This window comes from Stenotrophomonas sp. 10L48, assembly GCF_056395105.1.
Map to the genome: position 1 here is coordinate 175883 of NZ_JBFTIX010000001.1, position 18071 is coordinate 193953.

The 18071-nt window shown below is 67.6% G+C and carries 17 protein-coding genes; 10 read left to right on the top strand and 7 right to left on the bottom strand.

All coding sequences use genetic code 11. The annotated features are described in order from the left end of the window. Positions 1 to 67 precede the first annotated feature (67 nt). The gene (locus AC1DCU_RS01020; RefSeq protein ID WP_442251124.1) at positions 68 to 418 is read left to right on the top strand and encodes an SH3 domain-containing protein; all 351 of its coding nucleotides are present in this window, start codon (positions 68 to 70) and stop codon (positions 416 to 418) included. Between the two features lie 131 nt (positions 419 to 549). Here AC1DCU_RS01020 and serS read toward each other — a convergent pair whose 3' ends face one another. Further along, positions 550 to 1830: a serine--tRNA ligase gene (gene serS / locus AC1DCU_RS01025; protein ID WP_025878753.1), complete on the bottom strand. Its 1281-nt coding sequence runs from the start codon at positions 1828 to 1830 to the stop codon at positions 550 to 552. Between the two features lie 113 nt (positions 1831 to 1943). Between serS and AC1DCU_RS01030 the strand changes: the two genes are divergently transcribed. Together AC1DCU_RS01030 and AC1DCU_RS01035 are read left to right on the top strand one after the other, a co-directional pair. Beyond that, positions 1944 to 2588: an energy transducer TonB gene (locus AC1DCU_RS01030; RefSeq protein WP_025878754.1), complete on the top strand. Its 645-nt coding sequence runs from the start codon at positions 1944 to 1946 to the stop codon at positions 2586 to 2588. A 118-nt stretch (positions 2589 to 2706) separates the two neighbouring features. Continuing rightward, positions 2707 to 3276 carry an energy transducer TonB gene (locus tag AC1DCU_RS01035; RefSeq protein WP_442251123.1) on the top strand — a complete coding sequence of 190 codons (570 nt, stop codon included), beginning with the start codon at positions 2707 to 2709 and terminating at the stop codon, positions 3274 to 3276. 156 nt (positions 3277 to 3432) lie between these two features. Here the strand turns inward: AC1DCU_RS01035 and aroA are convergent, their stop codons facing one another. The 4 genes from aroA to AC1DCU_RS01055 form a co-directional block, all read right to left on the bottom strand. Then, the gene (aroA, locus tag AC1DCU_RS01040) at positions 3433 to 4740 is read right to left on the bottom strand and encodes a 3-phosphoshikimate 1-carboxyvinyltransferase (protein ID WP_442252145.1); all 1308 of its coding nucleotides are present in this window, start codon (positions 4738 to 4740) and stop codon (positions 3433 to 3435) included. 74 nt (positions 4741 to 4814) lie between these two features. Then, positions 4815 to 6005 carry a prephenate dehydratase gene (gene pheA / locus AC1DCU_RS01045; protein ID WP_025878757.1) on the bottom strand — a complete coding sequence of 397 codons (1191 nt, stop codon included), beginning with the start codon at positions 6003 to 6005 and terminating at the stop codon, positions 4815 to 4817. 51 nt (positions 6006 to 6056) lie between these two features. Next, positions 6057 to 7142 (bottom strand): 3-phosphoserine/phosphohydroxythreonine transaminase, encoded by a 1086-nt coding sequence (gene serC, locus AC1DCU_RS01050; protein ID WP_442252144.1) that lies wholly within the window; start codon positions 7140 to 7142, stop codon positions 6057 to 6059. Positions 7143 to 7305: 163 nt separating this feature from the next. Beyond that, complete coding sequence (locus AC1DCU_RS01055; RefSeq protein ID WP_478014091.1) at positions 7306 to 8115, bottom strand: FHA domain-containing protein; 810 nt, start codon at positions 8113 to 8115, stop codon at positions 7306 to 7308. Between the two features lie 125 nt (positions 8116 to 8240). On the opposite strand from AC1DCU_RS01055, the gene AC1DCU_RS01060 reads away from it, so the two are divergent. The 3 genes from AC1DCU_RS01060 (at position 8241) to AC1DCU_RS01070 (ending at position 10344) form a co-directional block, all read left to right on the top strand. Further along, on the top strand, positions 8241 to 8516 hold the full coding sequence (locus tag AC1DCU_RS01060; RefSeq protein ID WP_025876985.1) for a polyhydroxyalkanoic acid system family protein: 276 nt from the start codon (positions 8241 to 8243) through the stop codon (positions 8514 to 8516). A gap of 81 nt (positions 8517 to 8597) precedes the next feature. Next, entirely contained in the window at positions 8598 to 9089 is a 492-nt protein-coding gene (locus AC1DCU_RS01065) for a phasin family protein (RefSeq protein WP_025876984.1), read from the top strand. Between the two features lie 238 nt (positions 9090 to 9327). After that, the gene (locus AC1DCU_RS01070) at positions 9328 to 10344 is read left to right on the top strand and encodes a restriction endonuclease (protein ID WP_313116569.1); all 1017 of its coding nucleotides are present in this window, start codon (positions 9328 to 9330) and stop codon (positions 10342 to 10344) included. Between the two features lie 131 nt (positions 10345 to 10475). Here AC1DCU_RS01070 and hutC read toward each other — a convergent pair whose 3' ends face one another. Further along, positions 10476 to 11204: a histidine utilization repressor gene (hutC, locus tag AC1DCU_RS01075; RefSeq protein WP_093819095.1), complete on the bottom strand. Its 729-nt coding sequence runs from the start codon at positions 11202 to 11204 to the stop codon at positions 10476 to 10478. A 28-nt stretch (positions 11205 to 11232) separates the two neighbouring features. Next, positions 11233 to 12603: a formimidoylglutamate deiminase gene (locus tag AC1DCU_RS01080; RefSeq protein WP_442252142.1), complete on the bottom strand. Its 1371-nt coding sequence runs from the start codon at positions 12601 to 12603 to the stop codon at positions 11233 to 11235. A gap of 67 nt (positions 12604 to 12670) precedes the next feature. On the opposite strand from AC1DCU_RS01080, the gene hutI reads away from it, so the two are divergent. From hutI to hutU, 4 genes are read left to right on the top strand one after another with little or no spacing between them, the layout of a single operon-like run. Further along, positions 12671 to 13894, top strand: a complete 1224-nt coding sequence (hutI, locus tag AC1DCU_RS01085) for an imidazolonepropionase (protein ID WP_025876976.1) — start codon at positions 12671 to 12673, stop codon at positions 13892 to 13894. Then, complete coding sequence (hutH, locus tag AC1DCU_RS01090; RefSeq protein WP_442252140.1) at positions 13891 to 15432, top strand: histidine ammonia-lyase; 1542 nt, start codon at positions 13891 to 13893, stop codon at positions 15430 to 15432. The genes hutI and hutH overlap by 4 nt, the downstream gene beginning before the upstream one ends. Next, on the top strand, positions 15429 to 16283 hold the full coding sequence (hutG, locus tag AC1DCU_RS01095; RefSeq protein WP_032976262.1) for an N-formylglutamate deformylase: 855 nt from the start codon (positions 15429 to 15431) through the stop codon (positions 16281 to 16283). Before hutH ends, hutG begins: the two co-directional genes overlap by 4 nt. After that, positions 16280 to 17947 carry a urocanate hydratase gene (hutU, locus tag AC1DCU_RS01100; RefSeq protein ID WP_442252139.1) on the top strand — a complete coding sequence of 556 codons (1668 nt, stop codon included), beginning with the start codon at positions 16280 to 16282 and terminating at the stop codon, positions 17945 to 17947. Before hutG ends, hutU begins: the two co-directional genes overlap by 4 nt. The last annotated feature ends 124 nt before the right edge of the window (positions 17948 to 18071 follow it).

Genomic DNA, 18071 nt, shown 5'->3' on the forward strand with positions numbered 1-18071 from the left:
CCCCCATCCCGGCCCACCCTGGCGGCCCTGCTTTTGCGGGGCCGCTTTTTTTTGCCACCATGAGGCGATGAACTACATCGTGATGGCTGCGCACCGCAGCGAATTTCCGCACCCGATCACCCTGCACCGTGGCCAGGCACTGGTGGTGGGCGATCGTTATGAGGGGCCCGAGGGTTGGGAGGACTGGTTTCTGTGCGAGGCCGAGGGACAGCAGCCGGGGTTCGTGCCGGCGCCGGTGATCGGTCGCGATTCGCAGGGTGGCGCGTTTGCCACGGAGGATTACTGCGCGCGGGAGCTTGATGTGGACCCGGGGCAGCACCTGCGCGGCGTGCGCACGCTCAATGGGTGGGCGTGGTGTGTGCCGGCGGCTGGCGAGGCCGGTTGGGTACCGCTGGAGAAGTTGCGCGTAGCAGGTTGATGGATTGCGTCATCCACGCATGGCGTGGATGCCGCACCGCCTCAGTAGATCCACGCCATGCGTGGATGCGGTGCCGACATGGCCGGCACCCATCAGAAGGCCGCCGGGCATGGCCCGGCGCTACCGGCTGATCAGCCGATGGTTTCGATGCCGCCCATGTACGGGCGCAGGGCTTCAGGCACGGTGATGCTGCCGTCGGCGTTCTGGTAGTTCTCCATCACCGCGATCATTGCGCGGCCGACGGCCACGCCCGAGCCGTTCAGGGTGTGCGCCAGCTCCGGCTTGCCGGTGGCCGGGTTGCGCCAGCGGGCCTGCATGCGGCGGGCCTGGAAGTCACCACAGTTCGAGCACGAAGAAATCTCGCGGTAGGTCTCCTGCGACGGCAGCCAGACTTCCAGGTCGTAGGTCTTGATGGCCGAGAAGCCCATGTCGCCGGTGCACAGCAGCACCTTGCGGTACGGCAGGCCGAGCTTCTCCAGCACCACTTCGGCGCAGCGGGTCATGCGCTGGTGTTCGGCGTCGCTGTCTTCCGGGCGGCAGATCGAAACCAGCTCGACCTTCTCGAACTGATGCTGGCGGATCATGCCGCGCACGTCGCGGCCACCGCTGCCGGCTTCGGAACGGAAGCACAGCGAATGGGCGGTCATGCGCAGCGGCAGGCGCTCGGCGTCGAGGATCTCGTCGCGGGCGATGTTGGTCAGCGAGATTTCCGAGGTCGAGATGAGGTAACGCTTCTGCTCACCCAGCTGGGTGATGAACATGTCCTCTTCGAACTTGGGCAGCTGGCCGGTGCCGTACAGGCTGTCGGCGTTGACGATCACCGGCACGTTGGTTTCCTGATACTCATGCTCGCCGCTGTGCAGGTCGAGCATGAACTGGGCCAGGGCGCGATGCAGGCGGGCGATCGGGCCACGCAGCACGGTGAAGCGCGAACCGGACAGCTTGGCGGCGGTCTCGCCGTCCAGCCACTTGTTGCGGGCGCCCAGTTCGACGTGGTCGAGCACCTTGAAATCGAACTGGCGCGGGGTACCCCAGCGCGACTGCTCGACGTTCTCGCTCTCGTCGGCGCCAGCCGGCACGTCATCGGCGGGAATGTTCGGGATGCCCATGGAGATCGTGTCGATCTTCTCGCGCAGCTCGTCCAGGGCCACTTCCGAGGCCTTCAGCTCATCGGCGAACGCGGCAACCTCGGCCATGATGGCCGAAACGTCTTCGCCCTTGGCCTTGGCCTGGCCGATAGCCTTGGAACGGCTGTTGCGCAGGCTCTGCAGCTCCTGGGTACGCACCTGGATGCGCTTGCGATCGGCCTCCAGTGACTCCAGGGCAGACACGTCGAGCTCGAAGCCGCGGCTGGTGCGCAGGCGTTCGGCGAGGTCGGCGGGCTGGTGGCGGAGCAGGGCTGGATCAAGCATGGCAGGCGTCGTGGTGGGTAACAGGAACGGGATTATCGCCTGTTATACGGAATTCTGCCGCCCGGTTCATTCCGGCCGTGGCAGAATCGAGGCATTCCGTACTGGTCTGGTCCATGTCTGCTCCCCGTCCGTCGCCTGCCAAGTCGTTCACCGTGCATATCCCGCGCAACGCCCTGAAGATCGCCGGCATCGCCTTCGGCGTGGGCATCCTGCTGTTCGTGCTGGTCTGGCTGACCGGACGCGACAAGGAATTCTTCCGTGCCGACCCGGCCGCGCAGACGCCGCAGGAAACCGCCCAGGTGGAACCGCTGCCCGAACCACTGGCCGCGGCGGCCGGTTCCAGCGACATGCCAGACGCCAAGCCGGCCCCGGTGCCGGACGAGGAAGATGCGCCGAAGCTGGTGGAAACCGCCCCGCCCCCGCCACCGGCCACGGTTGAACCCGCTCCGGCCGCGCCGGGTACTGCGGCACCGGCAACCGCCAATGCGCAGCCGATGCCGATTGCCGGCCAGTCGCCGCCGCCGGCCTACCCGGCCGCCGCCCTGCGACGCGGTGAAGCGGGCAGCGTGGTGGTGCGGGTGGAGGTGGACGCCACCGGCTACCCGAACAACGTGACTGTGATCCAGCGCAGCGGTTCGCGCGAGCTGGACCGTGCAGCAACGGACGCGGTGCGTCGCTGGCGCTTCAGCCCGGCAGTCAGCAATGGCCAGCCGGTACCCGGCAGCATTGAAGTGCCGTTCGACTTCAAGCCGCAGTAACTGAACGCTTCCCCGCAGAAAAGCTGAACCTTGCAGGTTGCGTTGACGCAATGCTGACACGCTTCGACGCCGCCTCGGGCAACACTCTGGGCGTCGTTACTGACGTGAGGAGTTTGCGATGACTGCCACCACCCACGAGAACCTTCATTCGCCGCAACTGCAGCAGGACCGCGAGCTCGAGCCGCGCTCGACCTCCCCTTGGCTGTGGCTGGCCCTGATCGTGGCGATGTTCGCTGCGGCACTGGTCTGGCTGCGATTCTCCAGCCATGACGATGTTGCGCCTGCGCCGGTAAGCGAGCGCATGCTGCCGGCCACGGAAACGCCGGTCGCCACCACGCCCACCCCGGCTGCGCGACAGGCCGTGCCCGCGCAGAGCGAGCGCAAGGCAGCCCCCGCCGTACGCAACCGTGAGGCGCGTCCGCTGGCGAGCAACAGCAAGCCCAGCTATCCGGCCGCCGCGCTGCGCAGTGGCGTGCAGGGCAGCGTGGTTGCCAGCTTGAACGTGGATACGCGTGGCAACGTGACCGACGCTGCGATCGTGTCGCGCAGTGGTGAGCGCAGCCGCGACCTGGACCGTGCCGTGCTGAACACCGTGCAGGGCTGGAAGTTCGAGCCGGCCATGCACCAGGGCCGTGCGGTGGCCAGCGTGGTACGCGTGCCGGTGGATTTCCGTACCGAACAGCGTTGATCGCCGGCTGACGCCTGAAATGAAAACGGAGGCCTCGGCCTCCGTTTTTTTGCGCGCGCGTTGGGATTCCGCCGGGCATGGCCCGGCGCTACCGGAACAGGCGCCGAAGGGTAGCGCCGGGCCATGCCCGGCGAGCGCAGCGGCGCCGGGACTACCTCAGGCCAGGTTGAAGCCGGCGCTGCGTGCGAGTCCGTCGAAATCCGGGAAGGACGTTGCAACGTTGGCGATGTCGTTGATGCGCACTTCACCATGGCTGATCTGGCCGGCAATGGCGAAGGCCATTGCGATGCGATGATCACCGTGGCTTTGAATGGTGCCACTGCCCAGCGATACGCCGCCGTGCAGGGTGGCGCCATCTTCGGTTTCGTCCACCTGCATGCCCAGCGCGCGCAGGCCGGTCGCCATCGCGGCCAGGCGATCGGATTCCTTCACCCGCAGTTCGGCGGCGCCGGTCACCACGGTCTGGCCTTCGGCGGCAGCAGCGGCCACGAACAATGCCGGGAACTCGTCGATCATGTCCGGCACCAGCTCCTCGGGAATGCGCGCACCCTTCAGCGGCGCGTAGCGCACCAGCAGATCGGCCACCGCTTCGCCGCCCTGCTCTGCCGGGTTCTGTTCGGTGATGTCCGCGCCCATCAGGCGCAGCGCGTGCAGCAGGCCGGTACGGCGCGGATTGAGGCCGACCTGCTTCAGGCGCAGTTCGGAGCCGGGAATGATGCTGGCCGCGACCAGGAAAAACGCGGCCGAGGAGAAGTCGGCCGGCACCACGATATCGGTCGCGCGCAGGCGCTGGCCACCACGCAGGCGGGCCTTGCCCGGCGAGAACGCGATGTCCACGCCGAACGCGGACAGCATGCGCTCGGTGTAGTCGCGGGTCGGGTGCGGCTCAGTGACGCTGGTTTCGCCGTGCGCGTACAGGCCGGCCAGCAGCACGGCGGACTTGATCTGCGCACTGGCCACCGGCGAGGCAAAGTCGATGCCGTGCAGCGTCTGCCCGCCATGCACGTGCAGCGGCGGCGTGCCGTCTTCCTCGGTGTCGATCTTCGCGCCCATCTGCGACAGCGGACCGGTGACGCGGCGCATCGGACGGCCGGACAACGATTCGTCGCCGACCAGCGTGCAGTCGAAGGCCTGACCGGCCAGCAGGCCGGCCAGCAGGCGCATGCCGGTGCCGGCATTGCCACAGTCGAGCGGTGCGCTGGGTGCCTGCAGGCCATCGATGCCGACGCCGTGCACGACGCGCTGCGACGCACTGGGGGTTTCGATGCGCACGCCCAGCTGGCTGAAGATGCGCGCGGTGGCGCGGGTGTCTTCGCCTTCCAGGAAGCCTTCGATATGCGAGGTGCCATCGGCCAGCGCGGCGAACATCACCGAGCGGTGCGAGACCGACTTGTCGCCGGGAATGGTCAGGCTGCCCTGCAGGGGCTGGCCCTTGCGGGCGATCCAGTGCTGCGCGTTGCTCATCGTTGAATGGTTCCGTAAACGCCGGCTCGCCGGCGGTGCATCAGGGGCGGCGGCCGCAGCCGCCGCAGCAGGGATCAGGGCACGGCTACCGGATAGGAGCCAAGCACCTTGATCTGCGCCGAGTGCGCTTCCAGTTCGGCCAGTGCGGCCTGCATCGGCGCATCGTCGATGTGACCGGCCAGGTCGATGAAGAAGCCGTATTCCCACTTGCCGTGGTGCGAGGGGCGCGACTCGATACGGTTCATGCTGATGCCATGGCGCGCGAACGGGCTGAGCACATCGAACAGCGCGCCGGGCTTGTCATGGATGAACACCAGCACCGAGGTGCGGTCATGGCCGGAGGTCGGGAAGATGTTGCGCCCCACCACCAGGAAACGGGTGGTGTTGTCGGCATCGTTCTGGATCGGCTTGGTGACGACCTTCTTCAGGCCGTACACATGGCCGGCGCTCTCGCCGCCAATGGCCGCGGCATCGTCGGCGTTGCGCGCACGGCGCGCACCTTCGGCGTTGCTGGCCACCGGGATCTTCTCGGCCTTGGGCAGGTTGGCGCGCATCCATGCCGAGGTCTGCATGAACGACTGCGGATGGCCGTAGACGCGCTCGATGTCCTCGATGCGGCCACTGCGCGACATCAGGTACTGCTGCACGCGTAGTTCCACTTCGCCGCAGATCTTCAGGTTGGAAGTGAGGAACATGTCCAGGGTGATCTGGATGGTGCCCTGCCCCGAGTTTTCCACCGGCACCACGCCGAAATCGGCGTTGCCCGCTTCCACTTCCTGGAACACTTCTTCGATGCTGGCCATCGGCAGGCCCAGCGCCGAGCGGCCGAAATGCTTGAGCACGGCCTGCTGGCTGAAGGTACCTTCCGGACCGAGGTAGCCGATCTTCAACGGCTCCTGCTGGGCCAGGCAGGCCGACATGATTTCGCGGTAGACGTGCACCAGCAGCTCATCGCTGAGCGGGCCTTCGTTTCGATCCACCACCATGCGCAGCACCTGCGCCTCGCGCTCGGGGCGGTAGTAGTCGACGGCGGCGGCGAGCTTGCCCTTGGCCTTGCCGACCTGGTGGGCGAACTGTGCGCGTTCGGCGATCAGGCTCTGGATGTCACGGTCGATCTGGTCGATCTTCGAACGCACATCGGCCAGTGCCAGTGGCGCCAGGGTCGGCACCGCGGTTGCCTTCGACTTGCCCTTGGGCTTGGAAGTGGCGCTGTCCTTGGCCGGCTCGGCCTTCTTCGACGCCTTCTTGCTGGGTTTGCTTGCCATCGGAATTCCTTGTTGCGGGGCGCGCACCCGACGATGCGCGCCGTTCATTGCTCAGCCGTGACGCTGCTGGAAATCGGCCATGAAGGCGACCAGCGCCTCGGCCCCGGCCAGCGGCATGGCGTTGTAGAGCGAGGCGCGGATGCCACCGACCACCTTGTGACCCTTCAGCGCCAGCAGGCCGGCGGCCTTGGCATCGGCGACGAAACGGGCATCGAGGTCGGTGTTGGGCAGGAAGAACGGGATGTTCATCCGCGAGCGCGCCGAATGGGCGACCTCGTTGCGATAGAAGCCGCCGGAAGCATCGATGGCGCCGTACACCAGCGCGGCCTTGGCGGCGTTGCGCTTGGCGAACTCGACCACGCCACCTTCGGCCAGCATCCACTTGAACACCAGACCGGCCAGGTACCAGTTCCAGGTGGGCGGGGTGTTGAGCATGGAATCGCGGGCGACGTGCGAGCGGTAATCGAAGATGTCCGCGCGTGGCTGGCCACTACGCTCCAGCAGGTCGCGACGGATGATCATCACCGCGATGCCGACCGGGCCCAGGTTCTTCTGCGCACCGGCATAGATGACACCGTAGCGGCGCACGTCCAGCGGCTCGCTGGCGATGGACGAACTGAAGTCTGCCACCAGCGGCACGTTGCCGGTCTCGGGCACATCACGGAACTCGACGCCGTGGATGGTCTCGTTGGCAGTGATGTGCACGTACGCGGCGTCGGGAGAGAGCTGCCAACCGGCGCGCTCGGGCAGCTGGCGATACCCTTCGGCCTCGCTGCTGGCGGCGATGTTGACGTCCACGTAGGGGCTGGCCTGCTTGACTGCGGTCTTGCCCCAGTGGCCGGTGACCACGTAGTCGGCACGCTGGCCGGGGCTGGCGAAGTTGAGCGGGATCAACGCCTGCTGGGTGGTGGCACCACCGGGCAGGAACAGCACCGCATAGTCCTCGGGAACATCGAGCAGGCGACGCAGGTCRGCCTCGGCCTCGGCGGCCACGGACATGAACTCCGGACCGCGATGGCTCATTTCCACGATGGAGGCACCGCTACCGTGCCAGTCCAGCATTTCCGCCTGCGCCTGGCGCAGGACCGATTCCGGCAACGTTGCAGGGCCGGCACTGAAGTTGAACGCGCGCGTCATGGCACACCTGTGGGGCAAGACCCCTAGTATGCCGCACTGCACCAGCCTTGCGGCCTTGTGGCGCAAGGGAAATTTGGTTGCATCCGTATCCATTGCCGCGGCGGCACTACCCAAAGCGGGTTGGTCCGGGTGGTAGCGCCGGGCCATGCCCGGCGGAACGAATTCAGCGCGCGCCGAACCAGAGCAGCAGGCTGAGCACGGCTGCCAGCAGCAACGCACTGCCCAGCAGCCACGGCCAGCGCCGCACCCGACGCGGAGCGACCGGTACCACCGGTGCCTGTTCGGCTTCGTCGCTGCCTTCGTCATCGGCCAGTGGCGGCCGCCGGCGCGGGTCATGCGGCACTTCCAGCACGAACCGGTGCTGGCCGTCGAACACGACCTGGTCGCCGGCCTGCAGCCAGCAGTGGCGTACGGCAACGCCGTTGACCCGGGTGCCATCGGCACTGCCCAGGTCGCGCAGCAGTACCCGCTCGCCATGGACTTCCACCCGCGCGTGCTGTTCGGCGAAGGCGGGTTCATCGATCTCGATGTCGACATCGCTGCCACGGCCGATCACCCGCGCGCGCGCCAGGGGGTAGCTGCGGCCGTGGTGCAGGCCGCCCACACCGCGCAGCAGGCGCTGCTCGTCACCGCTGCCTTCGACGCTGGCTGCCGGCGCCGGTGYCTGCAGCAGGGTGTCGACCTCGCCCTGCAGGACCATTTCCACGCCATCGACGTAGACCGCGTCGCCCGCCCTCAGCAGGGCCATGCGCCGCACCGGGCGACCATTCACATGGATGCCACGGATACCGTTGCCGACCTGCAGCCAGAGGCCGCGGTCGTCCATGCAGAACTGCGCAAGCAGCAGCGCGCCGTTGCCGGCATCACCGAGGCGCACGCTGCCGTTTGCCTGGCGCACGATGCGCTGTACCCCGGGCCGCAGCGGCTGGTCGGGCTGTTGTTGTTGACTGAAGTGAACTAGCAGGTTCTGCACGCGGCGCAGACTAGCAGGTTGGCCGCCCACGAAGAAGAACCTGCGATGAGCGCTTGGCGTGGGCGCCGTCGATGCGCACAATGCTCGCCCTCTCAATTGATCCCCGCCCTGCGCCAGGAGCCTGCATGTCCACCATCGATGTCCGCCACGCCCACACCCTGCCCGACACCCAGGCACGTGAAGCGATCGAGCAGGTTGCCGCCAAGCTGGGCGAACGCTTCGGCCTGAAGTCGTCGTGGGCCGCCGACGTGCTGAATTTCTCCGGCAGTGGCGTGGACGGTGCGATCGAACTGCAGCCGGGCGCGGTGCGGGTCACGGCCAAGCTGGGCTTCCTGCTGTCGGCAATGAAGGGCATGGTGGAAAGCGAGATCCAGCGCGTGTTGAAGGAAAAGCTGGGCTGAACCTGCGCTGCAGCCATCACGGCCCAGCAACGGCGCGCCGCGCTACTCTCGGGGATAGGCCCAACTCCCACGGGGAATGCAATGAACCGTTACGAGAATGACGATCGCCGCGACGACGATGCCGGCTTCGGCGACCAGGCAGAGCGCTTTTCGCGCAAGCTGAGCGATTCGGCACAGCAGGTCTGGCTGGCCGGTCTGGGCGCCCTGGGGCGCGCGCAGGCAGAGGGAGGCCGTTTCTTCGATGGCCTGGTGAAGGAAGGCGAAGCCTGGGAAGCCCGCCGCCGTGAACGCAGCGGCGAGCAGGAACCGGGCTGGCGCGACAACGTCGAGCACTCGCTGGACGAAGCCCGCGAGAAGGCGTCCGGAACCTGGGACAAGGTCAACAAGGCCTTCGATGACCAGGTGCAGGGCGTACTCAAGCGACTGCACGTGCCGACCGCCGATCAGGTGACCGCGCTGGAAGCCCGCATCGATGCCCTGACCGCGCGCCTGGCCAAGCTCGAACACCGTGCCTCCACCGACGTGGATGCTCCCTCGCCGGGCAGCCACCAGTCGCCGGGAAGCACGCCCTGAACCGCCTTTGTTGCAACGCAATAAATTTTCGTTGACAATCGCGTAGAACCCGCCAATCGCTTCGGCTGCCGTTTGTTCCCTCCCCTCACGGCTTCAGGATTGGCGGGTTTTTTCGTGTCTGGCGCGTGCGGATCTGCGGGCTGCATCACGGTTGTTGTCGGGAACACCCTGACGCAATCAACCGGTCGGCCCTTTACACTGTGGGCTTCCGTTTTCGCCCCTTCCGTCGTCGCCCTGCATGCTTCCCTGGATTCTGGCCCTGCTGTCGGCCCTGCTTACCTGCACCCTGGCCACCGTGTACCTGTGGTGGTTCAAGCGTCGACGTACCGAAATGCAACTGGGCCTGCAGGCCTTGGCGGGCATGCACTGGCGTGAGTTTTCCACGCTGATCAAGCGCATGCTGCGCGAGCAGCGCGGCCTGCGTGAACTGCAGGATCCGAGCGAGGAAAGCCGCGAGCCGAGCAGCGATTTCCTGCTCAGCGATGGACCGAACACCTGGCGGGTGTCGTGCAAGCACGGCCTGGCCTATCGCATCGGCACCGCTGCGGTGAACGAACTGGGTGCTGCCGCGCGACTGGCAGGCGCCAAGGGCGGCATGCTGATCACCGAAGGCCGGGTTGAACGCGATGGCATGGGCGCGGCGGAAAAGCAGGCAGTGGAAGTAATCGATGGTCCGCGCCTGTGGCCACTGCTGCAGCCCTACCTGCCGGCCGATGTTGAGACCCGCGTGCGCGCGATCGCCCGCCATGAGGCGCTGCGCCGCATCGCCATTGCCGCACTGGCCTCAGTGACGCTGGGCCTGCTGGTCGGGCTTGGCCTGCAGGGCCTGCGCCCGGAACAGGCGGACCCGATCCCGGCACCGGCCGTTGCACCTGTCGCACCGCCGGCTGCACGTCCTGTGCCGACGCCCGCCGCGCCGGACAGCGCCGCGAATGCGCCCGCTCCCATGGTCGCCGCAGCCGCGCCGCAGAATGGCGACGACACGCGCAGCAATCCCAACCCGGACGCTGCCACGCTGGACCGCTACCAGGCCGAACTGGCCCGCGCGCTGGCGGGTCAATCCGGCATCGCCAGCGGCGTCTGGCTGACCCGGCAGACGCTGGCCATCAACCGCACCGGTGAACTGGAAACGGTGTGGCCACGCGTGTGCCAGGAAGTGCTGCGCTACCCCGCCCTGCGCAACGTGCGCGTGCAGCTCAACGCCCGCCCCGGTGTGGATGAGCCGGTGCGCTGGCGGCAGTGCGCGACGTATTGATAGGCTGAGGCGTGATGGTGCCGAGCTCGGCTGCTCGGCACCACATCCACGCATGGCGTGGATCTACTCACGGCGATTCATTCCCGCTTGGCTGAAAGCGCTCAGGGAAGAAGCCGAGCGTGGGTTCGCCCCTATCGCGCCCCGGGTGCGAAACGGGCGACCAGGTCCCAGGCATCGCCCAGGAACATCTGGCGCACGCGGGTGATCGGCTGTTCGCCGCGCCAGGTCAGGCGCTCGATCACCAGGCAGGCGGTACCGGGCTTCACGTCCAGCAGCCTGGCGGTGGGCGCATCGGCGCCCCAGGCGCTGATGCGGTGCTGGGCGCGCGTCCACGACACGTTCTGCAGCAGCCAGCTGCCCGGCGCGGTGGTGCTGAAATCCACCTCCAGCACCTCGGGCACGCCGACCGGGCTGATCAGGCGATGCTCCAGCGCCAGCGGCCGGCCATCGGCCAGATGCAGGCAGCGCATCGCCAGCAACTGCTCACTGCCGGCCAACTCCACTTCGCCGGCATTGGCTGCCTCGGCCAAGCGCAGTTCACGCTGCAGCAGCCGGTAGCCGTACTGATGTCCGCGCGATCCGACCTCCATTGCGATGTCCGGGATCTCCAGCGCCACCTGCTCCAGGTGCGGTGGCTGTCGAGCCACGAAGGAGCCCGCTCGGCGGCGGCGCTCGATCATGCCGCTCTCGGCCAGCGCCGTCAGCACCTTGTTCACCGTCATCCGCGAGCACCCGTACTGCTCCATCAGTTCGTGCTCGTACGGGATACGGAAGCCCGGCGCCCACTCTCCGCTGAGGATGCGGCTTTCCAGATCGCTGCGGATGCGCTGGTTGAGCGTGGCGGACTTGCTGGCCTTCACGTAGTGGAGTCTCGATGGTGGGAGGCGATCAGCCCAGCACGCCACGCAGGGCAGCGGCGAAGGCGCTGGTGATGGCCTCGCGCTGCAGGTGGCGGCCGTCGGCCACGCACTGGCGGCCATGGCGCCAGACCGATCGCAGCCCGCCATTACGTGCGGCGAACACCCAGCTGTCAAGCCATGCGTCACCGTGTCGCGCCTGCAACGCGGGGTGCGCGGCGTCCAGTTCAACCATGTCTGCGCTGGCACCGACCTGCAGGCCGGCGGCCACACCCAGCGCCTGGGCACCGCCCTGCAGCGCACCCTCGAATAGGAAGCGCCCGGTGCTGCGGCCGGCATCCGGGGCCAACACGTTGCGACCCCGCAGGGTCAGCCGCTGGCCGTATTCCAGCAGGCGCAACTCTTCTGCGGCATCGATCAGCACGTTGGAATCGGAGCCCACGCCGAAGCGCCCGCCCTCGCGCGCGAAGGCCTGCATCGGGAACAGGCCGTCGCCCAGGTTGGCCTCGGTGATCGGGCACAGCCCGGCCACGGCGTTGCTGGCGACCATCTGCGCGCGCTCGTCGTCGGTGATGTGGGTGGCGTGCACCAGGCACCAGCGCGCATCGACCGGGGCATGCTCGTACAGCCACTGCACCGGTCGCCGGCCACTCCACGCCAGGCAGGCCTCGACCTCGCGCACCTGCTCGGCGATATGGATGTGTATCGGGCCATCGGTCAGCGGCAGCAGTGCGCTCAGCTCCTCGCCCGTCACCGCGCGCAGGCTGTGCGGGGCGATGCCGAGCACCGCATCGGGCAGCGTGGCCAGCGCGGTGCGGGCACCATCAAGCAGCTGCGCGAACCCGTCTACGTCATGGATGAGGCGGCGCTGTGCCGGGTTCGGCGGCGCCCCACCGAAATCGGCGTGGGCGTAGAACACCGGCAGCAGGGTCAGGCCGATGCCGGTCTGCGCGGCCGCAGCAGCGATCTGCACACTCATCTCGGCGCGATTGGCGTAGGGGCGGCCATCGGCATCGTGGTGCAGGTAGTGGAATTCGCCGACACGGGTGAAGCCGCTTTCCAGCATCTCCATGTAGGCCTGGGCGGCGATGGCCTGCACTGCATCCGGGCGCAGATGGGCCAGGAAGCGGTACATCAGTTCACGCCAGCTCCAGAAACTGTCGCCGTCGCCGCCACCGATCTCGGTCAGGCCGGCCATGCCGCGCTGGAAGGCGTGGCTGTGCAGGTTCGGCAGGCCCGGCACCAGGACGCCCACGCGAGTATCGCCTTGCTGCGCAGCCTGCCCACGCGTGACCGCGGCGATGCGCCCGTCCTGCACCTGCAGGCGGACGTCGGCGGCCCAGCCGTCGGCCAGCAGGGCGTGGGCGGCATGGAAGGAGTGCGCGGAACGCGAATCGGACATGGCTGGACAACCCGAATTGGACGCCTATATTGTATAGACATATAAGCACAGCTGCGTTGTGGATGCCATGCACGTCGATACCCTCTGGTCCAACGTCCACCTGATGACCCTTGATGGCGAGGGCCTGGGTGTCCTGCGCGATGCAGTACTGGCCGCCACCGATGGCCGCATCGTGCATGTCGGCCCCGCCGGCAGCGATGCCCATCTGCAGCCGACCACCCGCATCGACGGCGAAGGCCGATGGATCTCGCCCGGTCTGATCGACTGCCACACCCACCTGGTCTACGCCGGCAACCGCGCCAACGAATTCGAGCAGCGCCTGCAGGGCGTGAGCTATGCAGAGATCGCCCGTGCCGGTGGCGGTATCGTCTCTACGGTGCGCGCCACCCGTGCTGCCTCGCCAGAGCAGTTGGCACGCGAGAGCCGCCCGCGCCTGCTGGCGATGCGCGCCGAAGGCGTAACCACCATTGAGATCAAGTCCGGCTACGGCCTGACCCTGCAGGACGAGCGCAAGCAGTTGCAGGTGGCCCGCGCGCTGGGCGAGGAATGCCGGGTGAACGTGGTGCCGACCTTCCTCGGTGCGCACGCGGTGCCGCCCGGTCGCGAGGCGCAGGAATACACCGATGAGGTGTGCGAGGTGATGATTCCGGCCATCGCTGCAGAAGGCCTGGCCGAGGCCGTGGACATCTTCTGCGAGAACATCGCGTTCTCGCCGGCGCAGGCCCGCCAGGTATTCGACGCTGCGCGTGCGCATGGGCTGGCGATCAAGATCCACGCCGAACAACTGAGCAACCAGCATGGCGCCGAACTGGCGGCCGGTTTCGGTGCACTGTCGGCCGACCATATCGAACACCTGGACGACGCCGGCATCGCCGCGATGGCCGCCGCCGGTACCGTCGCCGTGCTGCTGCCGGGCGCGTTCTACTTCACCCGCGATACCACCCTGCCGCCGATCGCCGCGCTGCGTGCGGCCGGCGTGCCGCTGGCACTGGCCACCGACAGCAACCCCGGCACCTCGCCGCTGACCAGCCCGCTGCTGGCAATGAACATGGGCGCCACCCTGTTCCGCCTGACCGTGGACGAGTGCATCGCCGGCTTCACCCGTGAAGCGGCGCGTGCGCTGGGCCATGGCGAGCGCATCGGCCGCCTGGCCGTCGGCATGGACTGCGACCTGGCGATCTGGGACATCGACGCCCCCGCCGACCTGGTCTATCGCATTGGATTCAACCCGCTGCACGCGCGCGTGGTGCGCGGACAGCCCGACCTGCCTGCCTCCTGGAGCAACACATGAGCAACACCCTGGTTCTTCGCCCCGGCCATGTCACCCTCGCCCAGTGGCGGCAGGGGTATCGCGGTGCGCCGCTGTCGCTTGACCCGGCCGCGTTGCCGGCGGTGCGCGCCAGTGCCGCAACGGTGGCTGCCATCGTCGCCAAGGGCGCACCGGTGTATGGCATCAACACCGGTTTCGGCAAGCTGGCCAGCGTGCGCATCGAGCGCGAGGACCTGGCCACCCTGCAGCGGAACATCGTGCTCTCGCATGCCGCGGGCGTGGGCGAGCCGATGCCGGCCAATGTGGTGCGGCTGATGATGGCGTTGAAGCTGGTCAGCCTGGCCCAGGGTGCTTCCGGCGTGCGCGAGGAAACGCTGCTGCTGCTGGAAGCAATGCTGGTGAAGGGCGTGCTGCCGGTGGTGCCGGCGCAGGGCTCGGTCGGTGCCTCGGGCGACCTGGCACCGCTCTCGCATCTGGCCAGCGTGATGATCGGCGTCGGCGAGGCCTTCGTCGGCGAAGAACGCCTGCCCGCCGTGGACGCACTGGCACGCGCCGGCCTGCAGCCGGTGGAACTGGGCGCGAAGGAAGGCCTGGCCCTGCTCAACGGCACCCAGTTCTCCACCGCGTACGCACTGGCCGGCCTGTTTGAGATCGAAACCGTGTTCCAGGCCGCACTGGTCACCGGCGCGCTGTCGGTGGAAGCGGCCAAGGGCTCGGATACGCCGTTCGATCCGCGCATCCACGCGCTGCGTGGCCAGCGTGGGCAGATCGCCACCGCCGCCACCCTGCGCACGCTGATGCAGGATTCGGGCATCCGTGAATCGCACCGCGACAACGACGTGCGGGTGCAGGACCCGTACTGCCTGCGCTGCCAGCCGCAGGTGATGGGCGCGGCGCTGGACATCCTGCGCCAGGCTGCGACCACGCTGGAAATCGAAGCCAACGGCGTGTCCGACAACCCGCTGGTGTTCACCGACACCGGTGAGGCGCTGTCCGGCGGCAACTTCCACGCCGAGCCGGTGGCCTTCGCCGCCGACATGCTGGCGATGGCTGTGTGCGAAATCGGTTCGATCAGCGAGCGCCGCCTGGCGATGCTGGTCGACCCTGCGCTGTCCGGCCTGCCAGCCTTCCTGACCCCGCGCCCGGGCTTGAACTCCGGCTTCATGATTCCGCAGGTGACCGCCGCTGCGCTGGTCTCGGAAAACAAGCAGCGCGCCTACCCCGCCAGCGTCGATTCGATTCCCACCTCGGCCAACCAGGAAGACCACGTGTCGATGGCCGCGCACGGTGCGCGCCGCCTGATGCAGATGGCCGAGAACGCAGCCAACGTAATCGGTATCGAGCTGCTGGCCGCTGCGCAGGGCTGCGACTTCCATGCGCCGCTGCGCTCCAGCAAGGCGCTGGAAAACGTGCGCGCCACGCTGCGTGCACAGGTGCCGATGTTGCAGGACGACCGCTATTTCCACCCGGACATGGTGATCGCAACCGATCTGGTCCGCAGCGGCGCATTGGCCAAGGGTCTGGCCGAGCTGTTGCCCACGGTCGAACCGCAGGCATGAACGGCCATCCCGAATGGCTGACCGTGCACGAAGGCGACGCGCCGCTGATCGTCAGCTTCCCGCACACCGGCAGCGAGCTGCCGCATGACCTGATCGGCGATTTCCACTCGCCGTGGCTGGCGCGCCGCGATGCCGACTGGTGGGTGCATGAGCTGTACGACTTCGCACGCGGCATGGGCGCGACCACCGTGCGCTCGGCAATCTCGCGTTCGGTGATCGACCTCAACCGCGACCCCAGCGGCGTGTCGCTGTACCCGGGGCAAAACACCACCGGCCTGTGCCCGCTGACCACCTTCGACAACCAGCCGCTGTACCACGCCGGTCGCGAGCCGGACGACGCCGAGATTGCCCGGCGCCGCGACACGTATTTCGCGCCGTACCACAACGCACTGGCCACGCAGATCGCACGCCTGCGTGCACGCCACGGCACCGTGGTGGTGTACGACGCGCATTCGATCCGTTCGCACATCCCGCACCTGTTCGAGGGCGAGTTGCCGCAGTTCAATCTCGGCACCGCCGGGCCGTCCGGTGCACCGGACACCTCCTGCGACAACGCACTGAGCGATGTGGTGGAGAACCTGCTGGCGCTCAGCGGCATGAGCCAGGTGCGCAACGGCCGCTTCAAGGGCGGCTGGATCACCCGCCACTACAGCAGCATTGCCGGTGGTGTGCACAGCCTGCAGATGGAACTGGCCTGCCGCGGCTACATGCACGAACCACTACCCGACCAGGTGGACGAGCACAGCTGGCCCACCCCGCTCGACCCCGAACACGCCGCACCGCTGCGCCACACCCTGGCGCAGGTGCTCAATGCCTGCCTTGAATTCGCTACGAACCGGAGCGCCGCATGACCCGCAACGACCCGTCCCGCACCATTGCCGCACCGACCGGCACCACGCTCACCGCCAAGAGCTGGCTCACCGAAGCGCCGCTGCGCATGCTGATGAACAACCTGCACCCGGACGTGGCCGAGCGGCCGCAGGAGCTGGTGGTGTACGGCGGCATCGGCCGTGCCGCACGCGATTGGGAGAGCTTCGACGCCATCGTCGAAACCCTCAAGCGCCTGGACGACGACCAGACCCTGCTGGTGCAGTCGGGCAAGCCGGTGGGCGTGTTCCGCACCCATGCCGATGCACCGCGCGTGCTGATCGCCAACTCCAACCTGGTGCCGCGTTGGGCCAACTGGGATCACTTCAACGAGCTGGATAAGAAAGGCCTGGCGATGTATGGCCAGATGACCGCCGGCAGCTGGATCTACATCGGCGCACAGGGCATCGTCCAGGGCACCTACGAAACCTTCGTGGAAATGGGCCGCCAGCATTACAACGGCAGCCTGGCCGGCAAGTGGCTGTTCACCGGCGGGCTGGGCGGCATGGGTGGCGCGCAGCCGCTGGCCGCGGTGATGGCCGGCGCCTCGTGCCTGGCGGTGGAATGCCGCAAGAGCAGCATCGAGATGCGCCTGCGCACCGGCTACCTGGATACCTGGACCGATGATCTGGACGAGGCCCTGCGCCTGATCGAAGAATCGTGCACCGCCAAAAAGCCGCTGTCGGTGGGCCTGCTCGGTAACGTTGCCGACGTGCTGGACGAACTGCTGATCCGCGGCGTGAAGCCGGACCTGCTGACCGACCAGACCTCCGCCCACGACCCGGTGAACGGCTACCTGCCGCAGGGCTGGACGGTGGAAGAATGGGATGCCAAGCGCGTGACCGCCCCGAAGGAAGTGGAAAAGGCCGCGCGTGCGTCGATGGCCAACCACATCCGCGCCATGCTCGGTTTCCACTCGCTGGGCGTGCCTACCGTGGATTACGGCAACAACCTGCGGCAGATGGCGCTGGAAGAAGGTGTCGAGGATGCGTTCGATTTCCCGGGGTTCGTGCCGGCCTACATCCGGCCGCTGTTCTGCCGTGGCATCGGCCCGTTCCGTTGGGCGGCGCTGAGCGGCGACCCGGAAGACATCGCCAAGACCGATGCCAAGGTGAAGGAGCTGATTCCGGACAACCCGCACCTGCACCGCTGGCTGGACATGGCCGCCGAGAAGATCAAGTTCCAGGGCCTGCCGGCGCGCATCTGCTGGGTCGGTCTGGGCGATCGTGATCGACTGGGCCTGGCCTTCAACGAGATGGTGGCCAACGGTGAACTGAAGGCGCCGGTGGTGATCGGCCGCGACCATCTGGACAGCGGCAGCGTGGCCTCGCCGAACCGCGAAACCGAAGCGATGTCCGACGGCTCCGATGCTGTGTCCGACTGGCCGCTGCTGAATGCCCTGCTCAACACCGCCAGTGGCGCGACGTGGGTGTCACTGCACCATGGCGGCGGCGTGGGTATGGGCTTCTCGCAGCACGCCGGCATGGTGATCGTCTGCGATGGCACTGAAGCGGCGGCCAAGCGCATTGCACGCGTGCTGTGGAACGACCCGGCTACCGGCGTGATGCGCCATGCCGATGCGGGGTATGAAATCGCGATTGAGTGCGCGAAGGAGAAGGGTCTGGATCTGCCGGGAATCCTCGGCTGACCCAGCACCCGGGTAGTGCCGGCCGCTGGCCGGCTCTTCCTGATGGCCATCGCTCTGGTGGATGCCGACCTTGGTCGGCACAACCCTCCTGGCTTGACCCTATCCCCCGCCGTGACCAAGATGC